The 16,757-nt window shown below is 65.9% G+C and carries 15 protein-coding genes; 10 read left to right on the top strand and 5 right to left on the bottom strand.

Annotation, left to right across the window (positions count from 1 at the left end):
* The first annotated feature begins 450 nt into the window (after positions 1-450).
* From HPT29_RS11355 to HPT29_RS11315, 9 genes are all read left to right on the top strand, one after another.
* Entirely contained in the window at positions 451-1,620 is a 1,170-nt protein-coding gene (locus HPT29_RS11355) for a beta-glucosidase (protein WP_173950245.1), read from the top strand.
* A 5-nt stretch (positions 1,621-1,625) separates the two neighbouring features.
* Positions 1,626-3,476: an ABC transporter ATP-binding protein gene (locus HPT29_RS11350; RefSeq protein ID WP_259060553.1), complete on the top strand. Its 1,851-nt coding sequence runs from the start codon at positions 1,626-1,628 to the stop codon at positions 3,474-3,476.
* Positions 3,477-3,812: 336 nt separating this feature from the next.
* On the top strand, positions 3,813-5,336 hold the full coding sequence (locus HPT29_RS11345) for an ABC transporter substrate-binding protein (RefSeq protein ID WP_173950244.1): 1,524 nt from the start codon (positions 3,813-3,815) through the stop codon (positions 5,334-5,336).
* 65 nt (positions 5,337-5,401) lie between these two features.
* The gene (locus HPT29_RS11340) at positions 5,402-6,343 is read left to right on the top strand and encodes an ABC transporter permease (RefSeq protein ID WP_173950243.1); all 942 of its coding nucleotides are present in this window, start codon (positions 5,402-5,404) and stop codon (positions 6,341-6,343) included.
* Entirely contained in the window at positions 6,343-7,206 is an 864-nt protein-coding gene (locus HPT29_RS11335; RefSeq protein WP_173950242.1) for an ABC transporter permease, read from the top strand. The genes HPT29_RS11340 and HPT29_RS11335 overlap by 1 nt, the downstream gene beginning before the upstream one ends.
* A gap of 4 nt (positions 7,207-7,210) precedes the next feature.
* Positions 7,211-8,434: an amidohydrolase/deacetylase family metallohydrolase gene (locus HPT29_RS11330; protein ID WP_173950241.1), complete on the top strand. Its 1,224-nt coding sequence runs from the start codon at positions 7,211-7,213 to the stop codon at positions 8,432-8,434.
* Positions 8,431-9,444, top strand: a complete 1,014-nt coding sequence (locus HPT29_RS11325; protein WP_173950240.1) for an ABC transporter ATP-binding protein — start codon at positions 8,431-8,433, stop codon at positions 9,442-9,444. Before HPT29_RS11330 ends, HPT29_RS11325 begins: the two co-directional genes overlap by 4 nt.
* The gene (locus tag HPT29_RS11320) at positions 9,441-10,424 is read left to right on the top strand and encodes an ABC transporter ATP-binding protein (protein WP_173950239.1); all 984 of its coding nucleotides are present in this window, start codon (positions 9,441-9,443) and stop codon (positions 10,422-10,424) included. The genes HPT29_RS11325 and HPT29_RS11320 overlap by 4 nt, the downstream gene beginning before the upstream one ends.
* Complete coding sequence (locus HPT29_RS11315; protein WP_173950238.1) at positions 10,421-10,909, top strand: RidA family protein; 489 nt, start codon at positions 10,421-10,423, stop codon at positions 10,907-10,909. The genes HPT29_RS11320 and HPT29_RS11315 overlap by 4 nt, the downstream gene beginning before the upstream one ends.
* A gap of 20 nt (positions 10,910-10,929) precedes the next feature.
* On the opposite strand, the gene HPT29_RS11310 is transcribed toward HPT29_RS11315, so the two are convergent.
* Entirely contained in the window at positions 10,930-11,736 is an 807-nt protein-coding gene (locus HPT29_RS11310) for an IclR family transcriptional regulator (RefSeq protein WP_173950237.1), read from the bottom strand.
* Between the two features lie 127 nt (positions 11,737-11,863).
* Between HPT29_RS11310 and HPT29_RS11305 the strand changes: the two genes are divergently transcribed.
* Positions 11,864-13,063: an aminotransferase class V-fold PLP-dependent enzyme gene (locus HPT29_RS11305; protein WP_173950236.1), complete on the top strand. Its 1,200-nt coding sequence runs from the start codon at positions 11,864-11,866 to the stop codon at positions 13,061-13,063.
* Between the two features lie 85 nt (positions 13,064-13,148).
* Here the strand turns inward: HPT29_RS11305 and HPT29_RS11300 are convergent, their stop codons facing one another.
* Genes HPT29_RS11300 through HPT29_RS11285 form a run of 4 tightly spaced genes read right to left on the bottom strand, consistent with a single transcriptional unit; the run spans position 13,149 to position 16,741 of the window.
* Complete coding sequence (locus tag HPT29_RS11300) at positions 13,149-14,057, bottom strand: ABC transporter ATP-binding protein (RefSeq protein ID WP_173950235.1); 909 nt, start codon at positions 14,055-14,057, stop codon at positions 13,149-13,151.
* Positions 14,054-14,875: an ABC transporter ATP-binding protein gene (locus tag HPT29_RS11295; protein ID WP_173950234.1), complete on the bottom strand. Its 822-nt coding sequence runs from the start codon at positions 14,873-14,875 to the stop codon at positions 14,054-14,056. The genes HPT29_RS11300 and HPT29_RS11295 overlap by 4 nt, the downstream gene beginning before the upstream one ends.
* Positions 14,872-15,762 (bottom strand): ABC transporter permease, encoded by an 891-nt coding sequence (locus tag HPT29_RS11290; RefSeq protein ID WP_432807290.1) that lies wholly within the window; start codon positions 15,760-15,762, stop codon positions 14,872-14,874. Before HPT29_RS11290 ends, HPT29_RS11295 begins: the two co-directional genes overlap by 4 nt.
* 1 nt (position 15,763) lies before the next feature.
* Positions 15,764-16,741, bottom strand: a complete 978-nt coding sequence (locus HPT29_RS11285; protein ID WP_173950233.1) for an ABC transporter permease — start codon at positions 16,739-16,741, stop codon at positions 15,764-15,766.
* Positions 16,742-16,757: the final 16 nt, after the last annotated feature.

The raw sequence follows: 16,757 nt of genomic DNA, 5'->3' as shown, positions 1-16,757 counted from the left end.
CTCCCCCAATCGAGCCTCCCGCTTCGAGTATCGCGCGTCCTGCAGGGCGATCGGCTTGATCAACAGGTTCGCCCCGACCACGCTCTGTCTCCCGCCGGGATCGCACATCTCGTTCGATGATCGGGCTGCCCGGCATTTGCCAGGATGGAAGCTCCCCGGATGGGCCGCATTAACGTATGAGAAGCTTGGCTTTTCGCGCGACGCCTTTTCCGGATTGCGGCATGCGGCAGGGAACACGCCGTCTGCCGGAGTTGTTCGAAGCATTCGGGTTTCTTCTCTCACAGGAACTGGAACAAGTCGCCAAGCCCATTGTTGGTAGCCGGGTTGCAGCTCAGTCAACTTGTTTGCGTGAGCAGGAACAGTCCGGCTGTCTTCAGCCGGCCAGCTTCTTTCAATGTCCGAGCCGATCAGGCTAACCCCTCCTTGTGCAGGGTTGGAGCGTTCGTCCGTATGATCTCACCTGATAACGCTTCCCCATTTGGAAGCTTCTTTCTCGGCGGATTCGAGTGTTCAAGCCACCGGCGCTGGGACGGTCGACGCCTCGATCTTCTCGCCAGCACCGATCATGACCGGCTCGCGGCCCAGGATTACGAACTTCTCTCCGAGCACGGCATTCATGCGGCGCGCGACGGATTGCGGTGGCACCTCATCGAAACGGCGCCCGGCCGCTACGACTGGAGCAGCTTCCTGCCGATGCTACGGGCCGCGGAAGGCACCGGGACGCGCGTTATCTGGGATCTGTGCCATTACGGCTATCCCGATGATTTGGACATCTGGTCGCCGACCTTCATCGACCGCTTCGCGCGCTTCGCGTCTGCGGCAGCCCGGCTGATCAAGGAGGAGAGCCGGCAGGTGCCGGTCTACTGTCCCGTCAACGAAATATCCTACTGGGCGTGGGCGGGGGGCGAGGTCGGCCGCTTCAACCCTTGCGGTCATGGCCGGGGTGCCGAGCTCAAACGCCAGCTCGTGCGTGCGACGATTGCCGCCATAGCGGCGATCCGCGCCGTCGATCCGAGGGCGCGCTTCATCACGGCGGAACCGCTGATCAATGTGGAAGCGGGCCTCGGAGACGACGAGCATGCCAGAAGCGCGCATGTCTATCAGCAGTCCCAGTTCGAAGCGCTCGACATCCTCTGCGGCGCGAAGGAGCCCGAGCTGGGTGGAGCACCTGACTGTCTCGATATGGTCGGGCTCAATTATTATCCCGAGAACCAATGGTATCTCGGTGGCTCGACGATCCCGATGGGGCACCACTCCTACCGGCCGTTGCACATCCTGTTGAAGGAGGCCTATCGGCGTTATCGGCGCCCGCTCCTCATCGCCGAGACCGGCGCCGAAGGATGCGGCCGGTCGTCCTGGTTTCACTATGTCTGCTCCGAAGTGCATGCCGCCATGGATGTCGGCGTGCCGGTCACGGGTATATGCCTTTACCCGGTCGCGGATTATCCGGGCTGGGATAACGGACGGACCTGCAGCGTCGGTCTGCTGACCACCGCGGACTCGCAGGGCTGCCGCACGGTGTTCCCACGGCTTGCCCGCGAGCTCCAGCAGCAGCAGGCCCTGTTCGCCGCGTTCGACGGAGGCGAGGACGCGCCCGTGCCCTCCATCGCGGCGGAGTAGGATCGATGTGGCGTGAGGACAATCCCTTGATCAGCCTCTCCAAGTCTGGCGCGGCCCATCAGGCGCCCCCGATGCTGGCGCCGTCCACCTTCCTCCAGGGTCCGTACCGGTTCGTTCTTCACTACATCGTCGGCCGTCCATGGCAGTTCGGCGCCTTGCTTCTGACGGTCGTCGCAGCGGCAGGCTGCGCGGTTGCCGTGCAATACGTCATGAAGCTCCTCGTGGACGGGATGGCGGGGCCGCGCGAGGCGAGCGCGGCGGTCTGGTCCGCTCTCGTCCTGTTCGTGACCCTCATCGCGTGCGAGAGCATCCTGTGGCGCATCACGGCCTGGCTCGTCTGCCGCACAACCCTCAGCGTCGGCGTGGAGATGCGCCTCGACCTGTTCGGCTTCCTGAACGGGCAGCCCATGCGCTACTTCGCGGATAATCTCGCGGGCTCGCTCGGGCAGCGGCTGACCGCGACCGCGGGGAATTTCGGCGCGCTGACGAACACCGTCGCGTGGCGCATCCTTCCGCCGTGCATCGAGTTCGTCGGCGCTCTGGTCGTGTTCCTGACGGTGGACTGGCGCATGATGGTCGTCCTCGCCGTGTTCGTCACGGCGGTAACGGGAGGGCTCATTTGGTTCGGCGAGCGCGGGCGGCCGCTGCATCGGACCTATGCCGGCCACGCCGGCACCGTGGCGGGCGACCTCGTGGACGTCATCACCAACATGTGGGCGGTAAAATCCTTCTCGGCCCGCACCCGCGAGGCGCAGCGCCTCGCTCGAGGGTTCCGCGAGGAGGCTCGCGCGCAGGGGCGCAGCTGGCTCTATCTCGAGAAGGCGCGCGCACTGCACGACGTCGCCCTGTGCGCCATGGCCGGGAGCATGCTGTCCTGGGCGGTGTACCTTTGGAGTCTCGGCGACATCACCCCGGGCGACGTGGTGGTCCTGTCGGCCCTGACTTTCCGCATTCTCAACAGCTCCCGGGACCTCGCGCTCTCGCTCGTCGAGACGACGCAGTTCGTGGGCTACATCGAGGACACGTTGCGGGTGATCGCGCAACCGCAATCCGTCGTCGACGTGCCTGACGCCAGACCCCTCGCGCCTCGTGGCGGATCGGTGGAATTCCGGGATGTGAGCTTCTCCTACGGTGATACGCGGTCCGACACCGTGCACCGACTGAACCTTCTGATTCCCGCGGGTCAGAAAGTCGGGATCGTCGGGCCGTCGGGGGCCGGCAAGTCCACGCTGATCCATCTGCTGCAGCGATTGTACGATGTGCACTCCGGAGAAATCCTGATCGACGGGCAGCATCTCACGGGGGTCGGGCAGGACTCTCTTCGCGCGGCCCTGGCCGTGGTGCCTCAGGAGATCACGCTCTTTCATCGGACGCTGATGGAGAACATCCGCTTCGCCTGTCCGGAGGCCAGCGACGAGGAGGTCTACGCGGCCGCCCGTGCGGCCTGCTGCGACAGTTTCATCCGGGCGACGCCCGATGGCTACGACACGCTCGTGGGCGAGCGGGGCATGAAGCTGTCCGGCGGCCAGCGCCAGCGCATCGGCATCGCGCGCGCGTTCCTGAAGGATGCCCCGATCATCATCCTGGACGAGGCGACCTCGGCGCTGGACACCGAATCCGAAATGGAGATTCAGCGCTCCCTCGTGCGGCTCATGCGCGGCCGGACCGTGATCGCGGTCGCCCATCGCCTCTCCACGCTGACGGCGTTCGACCGCATCGTCGTGGTCAAGGGCGGCGAGATCGTCGAGGACGGAACCGCCGCGGAGCTGCGCCAGCGCGGCGGCCTGTTCGACACCATGTGGCGCCTCCAGGCGGAAGGCCTCTCCGTCGATGAAGCGGCCGAGACCGTACCCTAGCGGCCACGCGCTGCCCCGACCGGCGCGCGACCGCCCGCGATCCGATTGAACGCGGCGGATGATCTTCTACGGACCCGCTCCGGCTCGCCCCCGGGATCCATGACGCGGCATCCCGCCCAGGTCGGCGCGAATCCGGCAGGCGCCTGAAGCCCGGCGATCCTGGCGCCTCGGCGACATGACGGCAGTCATGGCCGCAACCCTGGACCACCATCCCGCGCATCCCGATGGCCGGCTCGGAAGCCCCACCCCTTCTGGCCTATTGACGGCAATCCTTTGCTCGCTCACTATGACATAACTAAAGCAAATAATCCATAATTATAGAGGAAGAGGGTGACCATGAGGATCAGGGAAGCATTGTTGTCCGGTCTGGCGATCATCGTATCCGGCCCGGTTCTGGCTCAGGCAGGCGGAGGCGTCGTCAACGTGGCGACCATCGGCGAACCGCCGACGCTCGACCCCATGGTCTCCACCGCCGATCTGGTCGGCATCGTCACCCAGCACTTCTTCGAGACGCTGTTCACCTTCGACAAGGACTGGAAGGTCACGCCGCTTCTCGCAGCCTCGCTTCCCGAGGTCACCGAGGGCGGCAAGGTCTATACGATCAAGCTGCGGGACGGCATCAAATTCCACGACGGATCCGACATGACGTCGGAAGACGTCGTGGCCTCCCTCAAGCGCTGGATGGAGCAGGCCTCCCGCGGCAAGCAGGTCGCCGGCAATGTCGACAAGCTCGAGGCCGTCGACCCGTCGACGGTGCGCATCACCCTGAAGACGCCATATGCGCCGCTCCTGGCGCTCCTGTCGTTCAACAATTCCGCGGCCGTGATCATGCCGTCGGAGAAGATGGACGTGCCCATGAAGGATCCGGTCGGCACCGGTCCCTACAAGCTCAAGGAGCGCAAGCCCGACCAGTACATCCAGCTTGTGCGCAACGAAGCCTACAAGCCGCTCGACGGCGCCGGCAACGGCTATGGCGGCGCGCGCAAGCCGATCCTCGACGAGATCCGCTTCGTTCCGGTGCCGGATCCCAACACCCGCGTCGAGGGCGCGATCTCGGGACAGTTCGACTACGTGGATTCGATCCCGGTCGAATCCTACGACCGCATCAAGAACATTCAGACGTCGAAGCCGGTCATCCTCAAGCCGTTCGGCTGGCCGGTCTTCGTGATGAACACGAAGCAGGGCGTGATGGCCAACACGGACGCCCGCATGGCCGTGCGCCTGTCGCTGAGCATGGAGGACATGCTGGCCGCCGCCTTCGGCAATCCCGAGTTCTACTCCCTCGACGGAGCCATGTATCCCAGGGGCTATGTCTGGAACACGGATGCCGGCGTCGAAGGCCGGTACAACGTCGCCGATCCGGACAAGGCCAAGGCGCTCCTGAAGAAGGCGAGCTACGGCGGCGCGCCGCTGCGCATCCTCACCAGCCGCCAATACGAGTTCCATTACAAGTTGGCCCAAGTAGCGGCCGAGTACCTGAAGCAGGCGGGCTTCACAGTCGACCTGCAGGTGGTCGACTGGGCGACCCTGACCCAGCGGCGCGGCGATCCGGCCCTGTGGGACATCTACATCACCCACAGCCCGTTCTTGCCGGAGCCCGCGCTCATCGGCCAGTTGTCGGAGAGTTCGCCGGGCTGGTGGTCGAGCCCCGCCCGCAAGAAGGCCGTCGACGCCTTCAACACGGAGAGTGACGCGGCGAAGCGCCCTGCCCTGTGGGCCGAGGTCCAGAAGGTCATCTACGACGAGACCCCGAGCATCAAGATCGGCGACTTCAACGCCCTCTCGGCGCAGTCTCCGAAGCTCGAAGGCGTGGTGCCCGCACCGTGGCCCTACTTCTGGAACGTCTCGGTCAAGAAGTAAGCACCGGCAAGCCGGGGAGCGCACGGAGAGGCGCTCCCCGCACATTCCTCAACGCAGATCGACCCATGAGCCGCTACATCCTTCAACGCCTTCTCGGCATGCTGGCCGTGATGTTCGTGGTCGTCACGATCGTGTTCATCATCGTGCGCATCGCGCCGGGCGATCCGGCCGCCGTGATGCTCGGACCCGACGCGACAGCCCAGGACGTGGCGAGCCTGCGCGCCCGCCTCGGCCTCGACCAGCCGCTCATCGTCCAGTACGGCATCTTCTTCGGGCAATTGCTCCGGGGCGATCTCGGCGAATCGATCTTCCTGAACCGCCCGGTCCTGTCCGCCCTGGCGGAGCGCGCCGAGCCGACCTTCTTCCTCACTCTCTTCTCCATTCTTATCGCGGGGCTGATCGCGATCCCGGTCGGCATCCTGTCGGCCTATTGGCGGGGCTCGCTCTTCGACCAGGTCGCCACCACGCTCGCCATGCTGGCAGCCTCGGTTCCGAGTTTCTGGCTCGGCCTGCTGCTGATCCAGTTCTTCGCCGTGCGCCTCGGCCTGTTCCCGGTCTCCGGCTACGGCGGGCCCGGCGCCGGGATCGTCACGCGGCTGTCCCATCTCGTGCTTCCCGCCCTATCGCTCGGCATCGTGTCGTCGGCCCTGATCCTGCGCTTCACGCGCGCCAGCATGCTCGACGTGCTCAACGACGACTACGTGCGCACCGCCCGCTCCAAGGGCATGGGCGAGGTCCGGGTCGTCATGAAGCACGCCTTCAAGAACGCGCTCATTCCGGTCCTGACCGTGATCGGCCTGACGGCCGCGCTCCTCGTGTCGGGCGCCGTCGTGACGGAAACCGTGTTCGGTCTTCCCGGCGTTGGCAATCTCGTGGTCTCGGCCGTGCTGCGGCGCGACTACCCGGTCATCCAGGGCGCGCTCCTGATCGTGGCGGCGCTCTACGTGCTCATCAACTTCCTGATCGACATGCTCTACCTGCTCGTCGACCCGCGGGTGCGCTACTGATGGCCGCCGTCGGATCCCCCGCCATCGTCGAGGCGAGCTTCGTCTCGCGTCTGGTGACCCGCAAGACCGTCATGATCGGTCTCCTGATCCTCGTCGTCATCGCCGCGCTGGCCATCCTGGCGCCGTGGATCGCCCCCTACTCGCCAAGCCGTCTCTCCGTGGTGAACCGGCTCAAGCCGCCGAGCGGAATCTACTGGTTCGGGACGGACGAGTTCGGCCGCGACGTGTTCAGTCGGACGATCTATGCCGGCCGGCTGTCGCTGCTCGTGGGCGCTTCGGTGGTCGCCTTCGCGGCGGTGTTCGGCGTGACGCTCGGCCTCGTGGCGGGCTTCTTCCGCCGCCTCGACACGCCGATCGCCCGCATCATCGACGCCATGATGGCCTTCCCGGACATTCTGCTCGCCATCGCGCTCGTCGCGGCGCTGGGCCCGTCGCTGGTCACCGTCATCGTGGCTCTGGGGATCGTCTATACGCCGCGCCTCGCCCGCATCGTGCGCGCCTCCACGCTGGTCATCCGCGAGCTTCCCTACGTGGAGGCGGCCCGCGCGCTCGGGGTACCGACCTGGCGCATCATGTCCCGGCACGTGCTGCGCAACCTCGTGTCGCCCATCCTCGTGCAGGGCACCTTCATCTTCGCCTACGCCATGCTGGCCGAGGCCGGCCTGTCGTTCCTGGGCCTCGGCGTGAGCCCCGAGATCCCCACCTGGGGCACCATGATCGCGGCCGGTCGCCAGTATATCGGGCAGGCCGACTGGATGACCCTGTTTCCAGGAATCGCGATCATCCTGTCGGTTCTCTCGCTTCAAATGGTCGGCGACGGTTTCCGGGATCTTCTCGATCCTCGCCTGAGAAAGGATCTTTGATCACATGACTTTTCAAGACGACTCGTCACCCCTGCTGATTTCCGGCGTGAAGCCGGTCGGCTTCGGCCGCGGCGTGCCGCAGGAGGCGACCGACATCCTGATCGGCGGCGACGGACGGATCGCCGGAATCGGCCACTCCCTCCAGGCGCCGGACGGCGCCCGTCGCATCGACGCCAAGGGCGCCTACGTGTCGCCCGGCTGGGTCGATCTCCACGCCCATGTCTGGCACGGCGGCACCGACATCTCGATCAAGCCGCAGGTCTGCGGCATCGAGCGCGGCGTCACGACCATCGTGGATGCCGGGTCGGCCGGCGAAGCCAATTTCCACGGCTTCCGCGAGTACATCATCGAACCGGCCAAGGAGCGCATCAAGGCCTTCCTCAACATCGGGTCGATCGGGCTCGTCGCCTGCAACCGCGTGAGCGAGCTCATCGACATGCGGTCCATCGATATCGACCGCACCATCGCGTGCGTCGAAGCCAACCGGGACATCATCATCGGCATCAAGGTGCGGGCGAGCGGCGTCATCGTGGGCGCCTGGGGGATCACGCCGGTCAAGATTGCCAAGAAGGTGGCCAAGATCCTCAAGCTGCCGCTGATGGTGCATGTGGGCGAGCCGCCGCCGGTCTTCGACGAGGTGCTTGAGGTCCTCGGCCCGGGCGACGTGGTGACCCACTGCTTCAACGGCAAGGCGGCGGCGAATATCATGGAGGATGAGGACCTGTTCCAGCTGGCGCAGCGCTGCGCCAACGACGGCATTCGCCTCGACGTGGGCCATGGCGGCGCGTCCTTCTCGTTCAAGGTGGCCGAACTCGCCATCGAGCGCGGCCTCCTGCCCTTCTCGATCTCGACGGATCTGCACGCCCGCTCCCTCGACAACCCGGTCTGGGACATGGGCACGACCATGTCGAAGCTGCTGTCCGTCGGCATGCCGTTCGAGGCCGTCATCGACGCCTCGACCAGGGCCCCGATGGAAGTGATCGGCCTTCCGACCGAGAACCTGCTGTCGCCCGGCACCCGGGCCGAGTTCACATTGTTCGAAGTCAACGACAGCGACCTCCGCATCGTCGATTCCATGGGCTACAACGCGCATCTGCCACGCCTGATCGAACCCATCTGGACGATCCTCGGGCAGGAGGCCGTCAAGGCGAGCCGCTATGTCCCGCCGCGCACATCCGCCCTGGAGAGCTCGGCGTGCCCGCATTGCGGATGGATCAACGCCCGATGACGGAGCTTCCCGACGATATCGTGCTCAGGGTCTCGGACCTGCGCACTCACTTCGAGCTCGGCAGCCGGGTCGCCAAGTCGGTCGATGGCGTGAGCTTCGACGTGAGGCGCGGCGAGACCCTCGCGGTCGTCGGGGAATCCGGCTCGGGGAAATCCGTCACCAGCCTGTCGATCATGCGCCTTCTGTCGTCGCCCGGACGGATCGTGGGCGGCAACATCCTCTACCGCACGAGCCAGGGCCAGGTGATCGACGTCGCGGCGCTTCCGGAGCGCAAGATGCGGGCGATCCGCGGCCGGGAGATCGCCATGATCTTCCAGGAGCCGATGACGAGCCTCAACCCGCTCTACACGGTCGGCGACCAAATCGTCGAGATGATCCGGCTGCACGAGCCGCTCTCGATGGCGGAGGCCCGTCAACGGGCCAGGCGGATGCTGGAACTCGTCGAGATTCCGGCGGCCGACCGCAGGCTCGACGAGTATCCGCACCAGATGTCGGGCGGCATGCGTCAGCGCGTCATGATCGCGCTCGCCCTGTCGTGCAATCCCAACCTCCTGATCGCCGACGAGCCGACCACGGCCCTCGACGTGACCATCCAGGCGCAGATCCTCGATCTGCTCCGCAGGCTGCAGCGCGAGATCGGCATGAGCATCCTGTTCATCACGCACAATCTCGGCGTGGTGGCGGAAATCGCCCATGACGTCGTGGTGATGTATACCGGCCGGGTGGTCGAGAAGAGCCCGGTCGCGAGCCTCTTCGCGCACCAGAAGCATCCCTACACACGCGGTCTTCTCGCCTGCATCCCGAACGCCTCGCGCGACCGGGGCGCCGCCGGCGAGCGGCTGCGCCTCAACCCGATCCCGGGCAACGTGCCGCCCGTGACGGCGCTTCCTCCGGGATGCAGTTTCGCTCCGCGCTGCTCCTACCGGATCCCGCAATGCGAAGAGGCGCCGCCGCTCATGGCCGCGGGCCCGTCCCATCTGAGCCGATGCTGGAGGCACGAGGATCTATGAGCAGCGAAACCCTCCTGAGCGTCCAGGGGCTCACCAAACGGTTCCAGACCCGCAGCGGCACCGTCAAGGCCGTCGACGGCGTCAGCTTCGACGTGAAGCGCGGGACGATCGTCGGCCTCGTGGGCGAATCCGGATCGGGAAAGACCACCGCCGGCCGCTGCGCCCTGCGGCTCGTCGAGCCCAATGACGGGAAGATCGTGTTCGACGGCGTCGATTTGCGCACGCTGCCCGAGCGGGAGATGCGGGCCTATCGCAGCAGGCTCCAGATCATCTTCCAGGACCCCTATTCCAGCCTCAATCCGCGCCTTCGCGTCGATCAGATCATCGGAGAAGCCCTCGACATCCACCGGCCTGTCAGGGGCAGCGCGCGCCGGGACCGGATCGCCGAACTTCTGCAACGGGTGGGCCTCAACCCGGATGCGGCGCGGCGCTACCCGCACGAGTTCTCGGGCGGCCAGCGCCAGCGCATCGGCATCGCCCGCGCCCTGGCGGTGGAGCCCGACTTCATCGTGGCGGACGAGCCGGTCTCGGCCCTCGACGTGTCGGTTCAGGCCCAGGTCCTCAACCTGATCCAGGACCTGCAGCAGGATTTCGGCCTGACGATGCTCTTCATCGCGCATGACCTGTCGGTGGTGGAATATCTCTGCGACGAGGTCGTGGTGATGTATCTCGGGCGGGTCATGGAACGCGGCCCGAGCCGCGAGATCTACGCGATGCCGCGCCATCCCTACACCCAGGCGCTGCTCTCGGCCGCTCCGTTGCCTGATCCGGCGGCAAGCCGCCAGAGGATTGTCCTGAAGGGCGACATTCCGAGCCCTCTCAATCCCCCGTCCGGCTGCGTGTTCCGCACACGCTGCCGCTATGCCGTCGAGGCCTGCGCCGAGATCGTCCCGCCTTTGGAGGACGTCGGCTCAAACCATCACGTCGCCTGCATCCGCCACGGCGATCCTGAAGTGATTTCCCAAGGACTGACATTGTGAACCGAGTGCAATATCTGACTGCGTCCAACCCTTACGAGCGCCTGAAGGAACTTGGCATTGCGCTGCCCAAGGCTCCGAACCCGATCGCCAATTTCGTGACGCATGTCCAGGAAGGCAATCTCCTGTTCCTGTCGGGCCAGGGTCCACAGGAAGCGAACGGGTATCTCCATACCGGCAAGGTCGGCCTCGACGTCGGCGCGGAAGAGGCCTATGAGCACGCCAAGCTCACGGGCATCAATCTGCTCGCCGTCATGCAGGACGCTCTGGGCGACCTGTCGCGGGTCAAGCGCGTGGTGAAGCTCCTCGGCATGGTGAACGCGGCGCCCGATTTCGGCGAACACCCTAAGGTGATCAATGGATGCTCCGACCTGATGATGGCCGTGTTCGGAGAGGCCGGGCGTCACGCCCGCTCCGCCGTGGGCTTCGGGTCGCTGCCCAACAACATCACGGTCGAGATCGAAGCCATCGTCGCGATCGAGGGATGAGGCGATCCGTCATGCCGCGGTCAGCGCCAGCCCAGCGTCGCCTCGATCTTCTCGGCCGCCTTACGCACGGCGTTGGTGTAGCGGTCGCGGTCCTGCACGACCCGGTGCTCGGGCAGCACGATGGAGATCGTCGCGATGCATTCTCCCGACGGCTGGCAGATCGGCGACGCGATGCAGGCGACCGAGAAGTCGGATTCGTTGATCTGGATCGACAAGCGCTCCCGCAGGGCCGCCGCCGAGGCGTCGGACAAGGCCTCCGGGTTCGTGTTGGCGCGCCCGGTGGGCGACACCTTGGAGGCATGGCGGAAGACCTCCAGCCGCTCCCCGTCCGGCAGGTGACCGAGGAGAAGGCGTCCGGACGCCGTCCAGTTCAGGGGCACGCGCGAGCCGACCTTGGACGTGACCCGGAAGTGCCCGGGACCGTCCGCCATGGCCATGACGACCATGTGGTCTCCGTCCCGGCCGCAGATCTGGATGGTTTCCTCCACCTCCCGGCACAGGTCCTGCATCTCGTGCGTGGCGACGTTCAGAAAATCGAGGGATTCCGCGTAAGCCAGGCCGTAGTGATAGAGGCGCGGTCCGAGCCAGACCGTGCCGTCGCTGCGCCGCTGCAGGAGCCGCTTCTCGACCAGGTCCTCGATGATCACGTAGACCGTCGAGAGCGGGGCTCCGACCGCCTTGGCGACCGCATAGGCGCCGGCGGGCTTCATCTCGGCCTGCAGGAAGTCGAGGATCTGCAGGGCACGATCGATGCCGCTGACGCGGGCGCCGCGGCTGCGCTTCTCGGGCGCGGCGGCGTTCGCCGCTTCAGGAAACTTGGTGTCCACTGGATCTTCTCCCGGATCTTCGGAAATTGCGGCCCACCTTCACGACCGGCCATGTTCTTCAACATAATTCCTCAATAATGGAATATACCCCAGTTTCACAACATAAAATATCGAGACAATGAGCCCCATGACCCAGAAAGACATCCGCGCCGATTTCGGCCTCCGCCCCATCATCAACGTGTCGGGCACCATGACATCCCTCGGAGCGTCCATCGTCGTGCCCGAAGCGGTCGCGGCCGTTTCGGCAATTCTTCCGCAATTCGTCGAGATCGGCGACCTCCAGAAGAAGGCGAGCCGCGTGATCGCGCGCCTGTGCGGCACGGAGGCCGGCTTCGTGACCGCATCCTGTTCGGCGGCGATCACGCTCGCCGTCGCGGGCGCCATGACCGGCTGCGATCTGGCGGCCGTCGAGCGGCTTCCCGACACGCAGGGGCTCAAGAACGAAGTGCTGCTGATGACCGGCCACATGGTCAGCTACGGGGCGCCCGTCGAGCAGGGCATCCGCCTTGCGGGCGCGAAGGTCGTCCCGGTGGGTCAGGCGACCTCGGCCTACGGCTACCAGCTCGACGGGGCCATCAACGAGCGGACGGCCGCGGCGGTCTACGTCATCTCGCACCATACGGTGCAGTACGGTCTGATCCCGCTGAAGGAGTTCGTCGAGGTGTGCCATGCGCGGGGCGTGCCGGTGATCGTCGACGCGGCGTCCGAATACGACCTGAAGGGGTTCCTGGCCACCGGAGCCGACATCGCGCTCTACTCCTCGCACAAGTTCCTCGGCGGCCTGACCGGCGGCATCGTCGCCGGCCGCACCGAGCTCGTACGCGCCACCTACATGCAGAACATGGGCATCGGCCGCGGCATGAAGGTCGGCAAGGAAGGCATTCTCGGCACCATCGCGGCGCTCGAGGCCTGGGAGACGCGCGACCATGCGGGCATCCGCGAGCGCGAGACGCGGTATCTGGAGCTCTGGGAGCAGACCCTCGCCGGGCGCCCGGGCGTGACGCCGATCCGCGAGGCCGACCCGACCAACAACCCGCTCGACCGCCTGAAAGTCGCCATCGAGCCCAAGGGGGCCCACATCACCGCATGGGATCTCGCCGATGCCCTCGCGTCGGGCCGCACGCCGATCATCGTCCGCGACCATGAGGTCGAGCACGGCTACTTCTATCTCGATCCGTGCAACCTTCACCCGGGCCAGGAAACCGTCGTCGCCGAGCGTCTCGTCGAGGAGCTGGAGAAGGCCCGTCAGTCGAACGAGATCATCGCGACGTCTCTCGACGGACGTCGGAACCGGTCCACGCAGGCGATCATGCGCTGGCCCGACTGATCATACGGCTGACACTTGGCCGGCGAGCCCGCATCCGGGCTCGCGCTCCTGAGCCTTCAGACTTGAGGGTCGCTCCGGCCCGGTCTCAGGCCGCCTGCCGGGTGAAGTGGTTCGGCCCGACTTCGACCACGCGATCCTGCAGATTCCGCGCCTCTCGGCGGATGGCCTCCACGGCGCGCGGATTGAGCCGCGCGTCCGGATCGTCGAAACGCACCTCCGGATCGGGCACCGCCGACAGGAGAAGGCGCGTATAGGGATGCTGCGGATGGGTCAGCACCCGGTGGACATCGCCCCATTCGACGATCTGGCCCGCATACATCACAAGGATGTCTTCGGCGACATATCGTGCCGTCGCCAGGTCGTGCGTGATGTAGAGCAGCGCGACGCCGAGCTCCCGCTTCATCTCGTTGAGAAGGTTGAGAACGCCCAGGCGCACGGACACGTCCAGCATCGAGGTCGGCTCGTCGGCGACGATCACCCGGGCGCCCATCGCAAGCGTCCGGGCGATGTTGATGCGCTGGCGCTGCCCGCCGGAGAGCTCATGCGGGTGCTTGCGTGTGACGGTGCCGGGATCGAGCTCCACGCGGCGCAGAAGATCGGCGATGGCGTCATCCGCCGCCCTGCCCTTGAGGTGCGGCTGGCCCAGAGCAAGCGGACGACGGAGGATGAAGTCCACCGTGTGGGCCGGATTGAGCGACGCGAAGGGGTCCTGAAAGATCATCTGGACGGCGCGCCGGTATTCCTTGAGGCCGACCGCCTCGGAATCGTTCAGGTCACGGCCGTGGAACAGGATCCTTCCGCCATCCGGCTCATATTCGCGCATGACGAGACGGGCACAGGTGGTCTTGCCGCTGCCGGACTCGCCCACCAGCGCGACGGTTCTGCCGGGATGGAGCGCGAACGAGATGTCGTGCGCGGCCCGCACGGTCTTCTCGCCGTGGCCGAAGCTCTTGCTGACCCGCTCCAGTGCGATGATCGGCTCTTGGTCCATCATCCCGATGCCCTTTCCCGCTTGATCGGATCGCCATGCAGCGACGGGAACGAGGCCCAGAGCTGCTGTGTGTAGTCGTGCTGCGGCCGGTGATAGATCTGCTCGGCCGGACCCTGCTCGACCAGCTTCCCGCGCAGCATGATGCCGATCCGGTCGCAGAACTGCACCATCAGGCCCAGATCGTGGGTGATGAAGAGCACCGAGAATCCGCGGCTGCGCCGCAGCTCGTCGATCCTCTGCAGGATCTCGCGCTGGACGACCACGTCAAGGGCGGTCGTCGGCTCGTCCATCACGACGAGGCTCGGATCGAGCGCCATGCAGATGGCGATGACGATGCGCTGGCGCATGCCGCCCGAGAACTGATGCGGGTAGTCGCGCATGCGCTCGGGCGGAATGTCGACGAGCCGCAGCATCTCGGCCGCGCGCTCCCGCGACTGCGCCTTCGTGTAGCCGCGATGCCGCTTGAGCAGGTCGTGAAACTGCGCCTCCACCCTCAGGACGGGATTGAGGGAGTTCATGGCGCTCTGGAACACCATGGCGACCTTGTGCCAGCGGAACTCCCTCAGGGCCCGGTCGTCGAGGTCGAGCACGTCCTGCCCCTCGAAGAGGATCCTGCCCTGACGGATGAGCGCGGGCGGCTTGTGCAGGCGGTTGACCGCATAGGCGATCGTGCTTTTGCCGCAGCCGGATTCGCCCGCGAGGCCGAAGACCTCTCCGGGAGCGATGTCGAAGCTGACATCGTCGACCGCCCGGAAATCGCTCTGCGCGCCGACGTAGTCGATGGTGAGGTTCTGCACCGAAAGCAGGGGATTGGCGGTCATAGACGGCCCTCCCCGCGCCGCATGAGCAGCGACCAGCGCGACAGGGTGTTGCCTGTGCGCAGGCGCGGGTTGGCGATCTCGTCGACGGCGAAGTTCAGGAGCGACAGGCCAGCTCCCAGAGCGATCAGGGCGAAGCACGGGCTCAGGATGTCCCACCAGGCGCCCACCTGCAGGGCGGAGGCGTTCTGCGCGTTGAACAGCATCATGCCCCAGGAGACCGTCTTGGGATCGCCGAGCCCGAGGAACTCGAGCGTGGCTTCCGTGATGACCGCGAAGATCACGCTGCCCACGAAGTTGATCCCCACGATGGAGATCACGTTCGGGAAAATCTCGAACAGCATGATGCGCCAGGACGGCTCGCCCAGCATCTCGGCCGATTTCACGAAGTCCTTCTGCTTCACCGACAGGGTCTCGGCGCGCGTGACGCGCGCGCCCCAGGCCCAGGACGTGGCTCCGAGAATAAGCGCGATCACCCAGGGGCTCGCCTGTCCGATGAAGGCCGCGAGCACCAGGAGCAGCGGCAGGTTCGGCACCACGAGCACCATGTTGGTGAAGAAGCTGATCACCTCGTCGGTGCGCCCTCCCCGGTATCCCGCCACGATGCCGAGGATCGTTCCCACCGCCGTGATCAGGAGGCCGGCCCCGAAGCCGACGGCGAGAGACGTGCGGGCGCCGTAGAGAAGGCGCGCGAACACATCCTGGCCGATGCGCGTCGTGCCGAGCCAATGGTCCCAGCTCGGCGGCTGGTGCGGCCGCCCGACGCGCCGGGTCGGATCGTACTCGGTCAGCCAGGGCGCGGCGATTGCGAGCGCCACGATGATGGTAACGATGACGAGGCCGGTCAGGGCCTTCCTGTTGTGCGAAAAGCTTCTCAGAACCGCTCCCATGTCAGGCCCTCCGCAGCCGCGGATCGAGCAGCACGTAGCTGACATCCACGATGAAGTTGGCCGCGAGCATGGCGAGCGTCATGATCAGCAGCTGGCCCTGGATCACCGGATAGTCCCGTGCCAGGATCGCCTGATAGAGCGTATTGCCGAGCCCCGGATAGTTGAACACGACCTCCGTCACGAGGGAGCCGCCGAGCACGGTTCCGATCGCGATGGCGAGGCTGCTCACCGTCGGCAGAAGCGCGTTGCGCGCGGCGTACCAGAACATCACGTGCCGGTCCGACAGGCCCTTGGCCCGGGCCATGACGATGTAGTCCTCACCCAGCAGATTGATCATGTTGTTGCGCATGGTCACCAGAAACCCGCCGGTCAGCACGATCGACAGCGTCAGGACCGGCAGGATGCCATGTCGGATGACACTCGAGACGTAGGCCCAGGTGAAACTCGGATCGAGCGCCGGGTCGGCCGCGTAGCCGGTCGGGAACCAGTTGAGCTCGAAGCCGAAGAAGAACAGGGCCACCAGGGCGAGCACCATGGCGGGCATCGAGGTGGCCATGATGGCGCCGACCGAGAAGACCACGTCGAAGGTGCTCCCGCGCCTCCAGGCCGCCATGATGCCGAGCACCGTGCCCAGGGTGAAGCTGATGAGCGTCGCGGTCCCCATGAGACCGACGGTCCAGATAAGGGCGCGGCCCAGCAGCTCCGTCACGGGCAGCGGAAAATACTTGATCGACCGGCCGAGATCGCCGGTGAAGACGCTGTGCAGGTAGGTCAGGTATTGCTGCCAGAGCGGCCCCTCGACGAAGCCGAAGGTGAGCTTCAGGGCCTCGAGGTTCTCGGCCGAGAGATCGCTGCCCGCGCTCGAGAACATGATCTCGATCGGGTTGCCGGGCATGAGCCGGGGCAGGAAGAAGTTGACGGTCGCCGCGGCGAGAAAGGCCGCGAGATAGAATCCCAGGCGCCTGAAAAGAAATGCCATCGAAACCTCAGGACGG

The sequence above is a fragment of the Microvirga terrae genome (assembly GCF_013307435.2).
Taxonomy (GTDB): domain Bacteria; phylum Pseudomonadota; class Alphaproteobacteria; order Rhizobiales; family Beijerinckiaceae; genus Microvirga; species Microvirga terrae.
Note: the sequence above shows the minus strand (reverse complement) of the source record. Positions and strands in the feature narration are given on the sequence as shown.

Coding starts and splice junctions, on each gene's coding strand:
- HPT29_RS11355 (WP_173950245.1), top strand. CDS start 451: ATGATCTCACCTGATAACGCTTCCCCATTTGGAAGCTTCTTTCTCGGC.
- HPT29_RS11350 (WP_259060553.1), top strand. CDS start 1,626: ATGTGGCGTGAGGACAATCCCTTGATCAGCCTCTCCAAGTCTGGCGCG.
- HPT29_RS11345 (WP_173950244.1), top strand. CDS start 3,813: ATGAGGATCAGGGAAGCATTGTTGTCCGGTCTGGCGATCATCGTATCC.
- HPT29_RS11340 (WP_173950243.1), top strand. CDS start 5,402: ATGAGCCGCTACATCCTTCAACGCCTTCTCGGCATGCTGGCCGTGATG.
- HPT29_RS11335 (WP_173950242.1), top strand. CDS start 6,343: ATGGCCGCCGTCGGATCCCCCGCCATCGTCGAGGCGAGCTTCGTCTCG.
- HPT29_RS11330 (WP_173950241.1), top strand. CDS start 7,211: ATGACTTTTCAAGACGACTCGTCACCCCTGCTGATTTCCGGCGTGAAG.
- HPT29_RS11325 (WP_173950240.1), top strand. CDS start 8,431: ATGACGGAGCTTCCCGACGATATCGTGCTCAGGGTCTCGGACCTGCGC.
- HPT29_RS11320 (WP_173950239.1), top strand. CDS start 9,441: ATGAGCAGCGAAACCCTCCTGAGCGTCCAGGGGCTCACCAAACGGTTC.
- HPT29_RS11305 (WP_173950236.1), top strand. CDS start 11,864: ATGACCCAGAAAGACATCCGCGCCGATTTCGGCCTCCGCCCCATCATC.
- HPT29_RS11300 (WP_173950235.1), bottom strand. CDS start 14,057: ATGATGGACCAAGAGCCGATCATCGCACTGGAGCGGGTCAGCAAGAGC.
- HPT29_RS11295 (WP_173950234.1), bottom strand. CDS start 14,875: ATGACCGCCAATCCCCTGCTTTCGGTGCAGAACCTCACCATCGACTAC.
- HPT29_RS11290 (WP_432807290.1), bottom strand. CDS start 15,762: ATGGGAGCGGTTCTGAGAAGCTTTTCGCACAACAGGAAGGCCCTGACC.
- HPT29_RS11285 (WP_173950233.1), bottom strand. CDS start 16,741: ATGGCATTTCTTTTCAGGCGCCTGGGATTCTATCTCGCGGCCTTTCTC.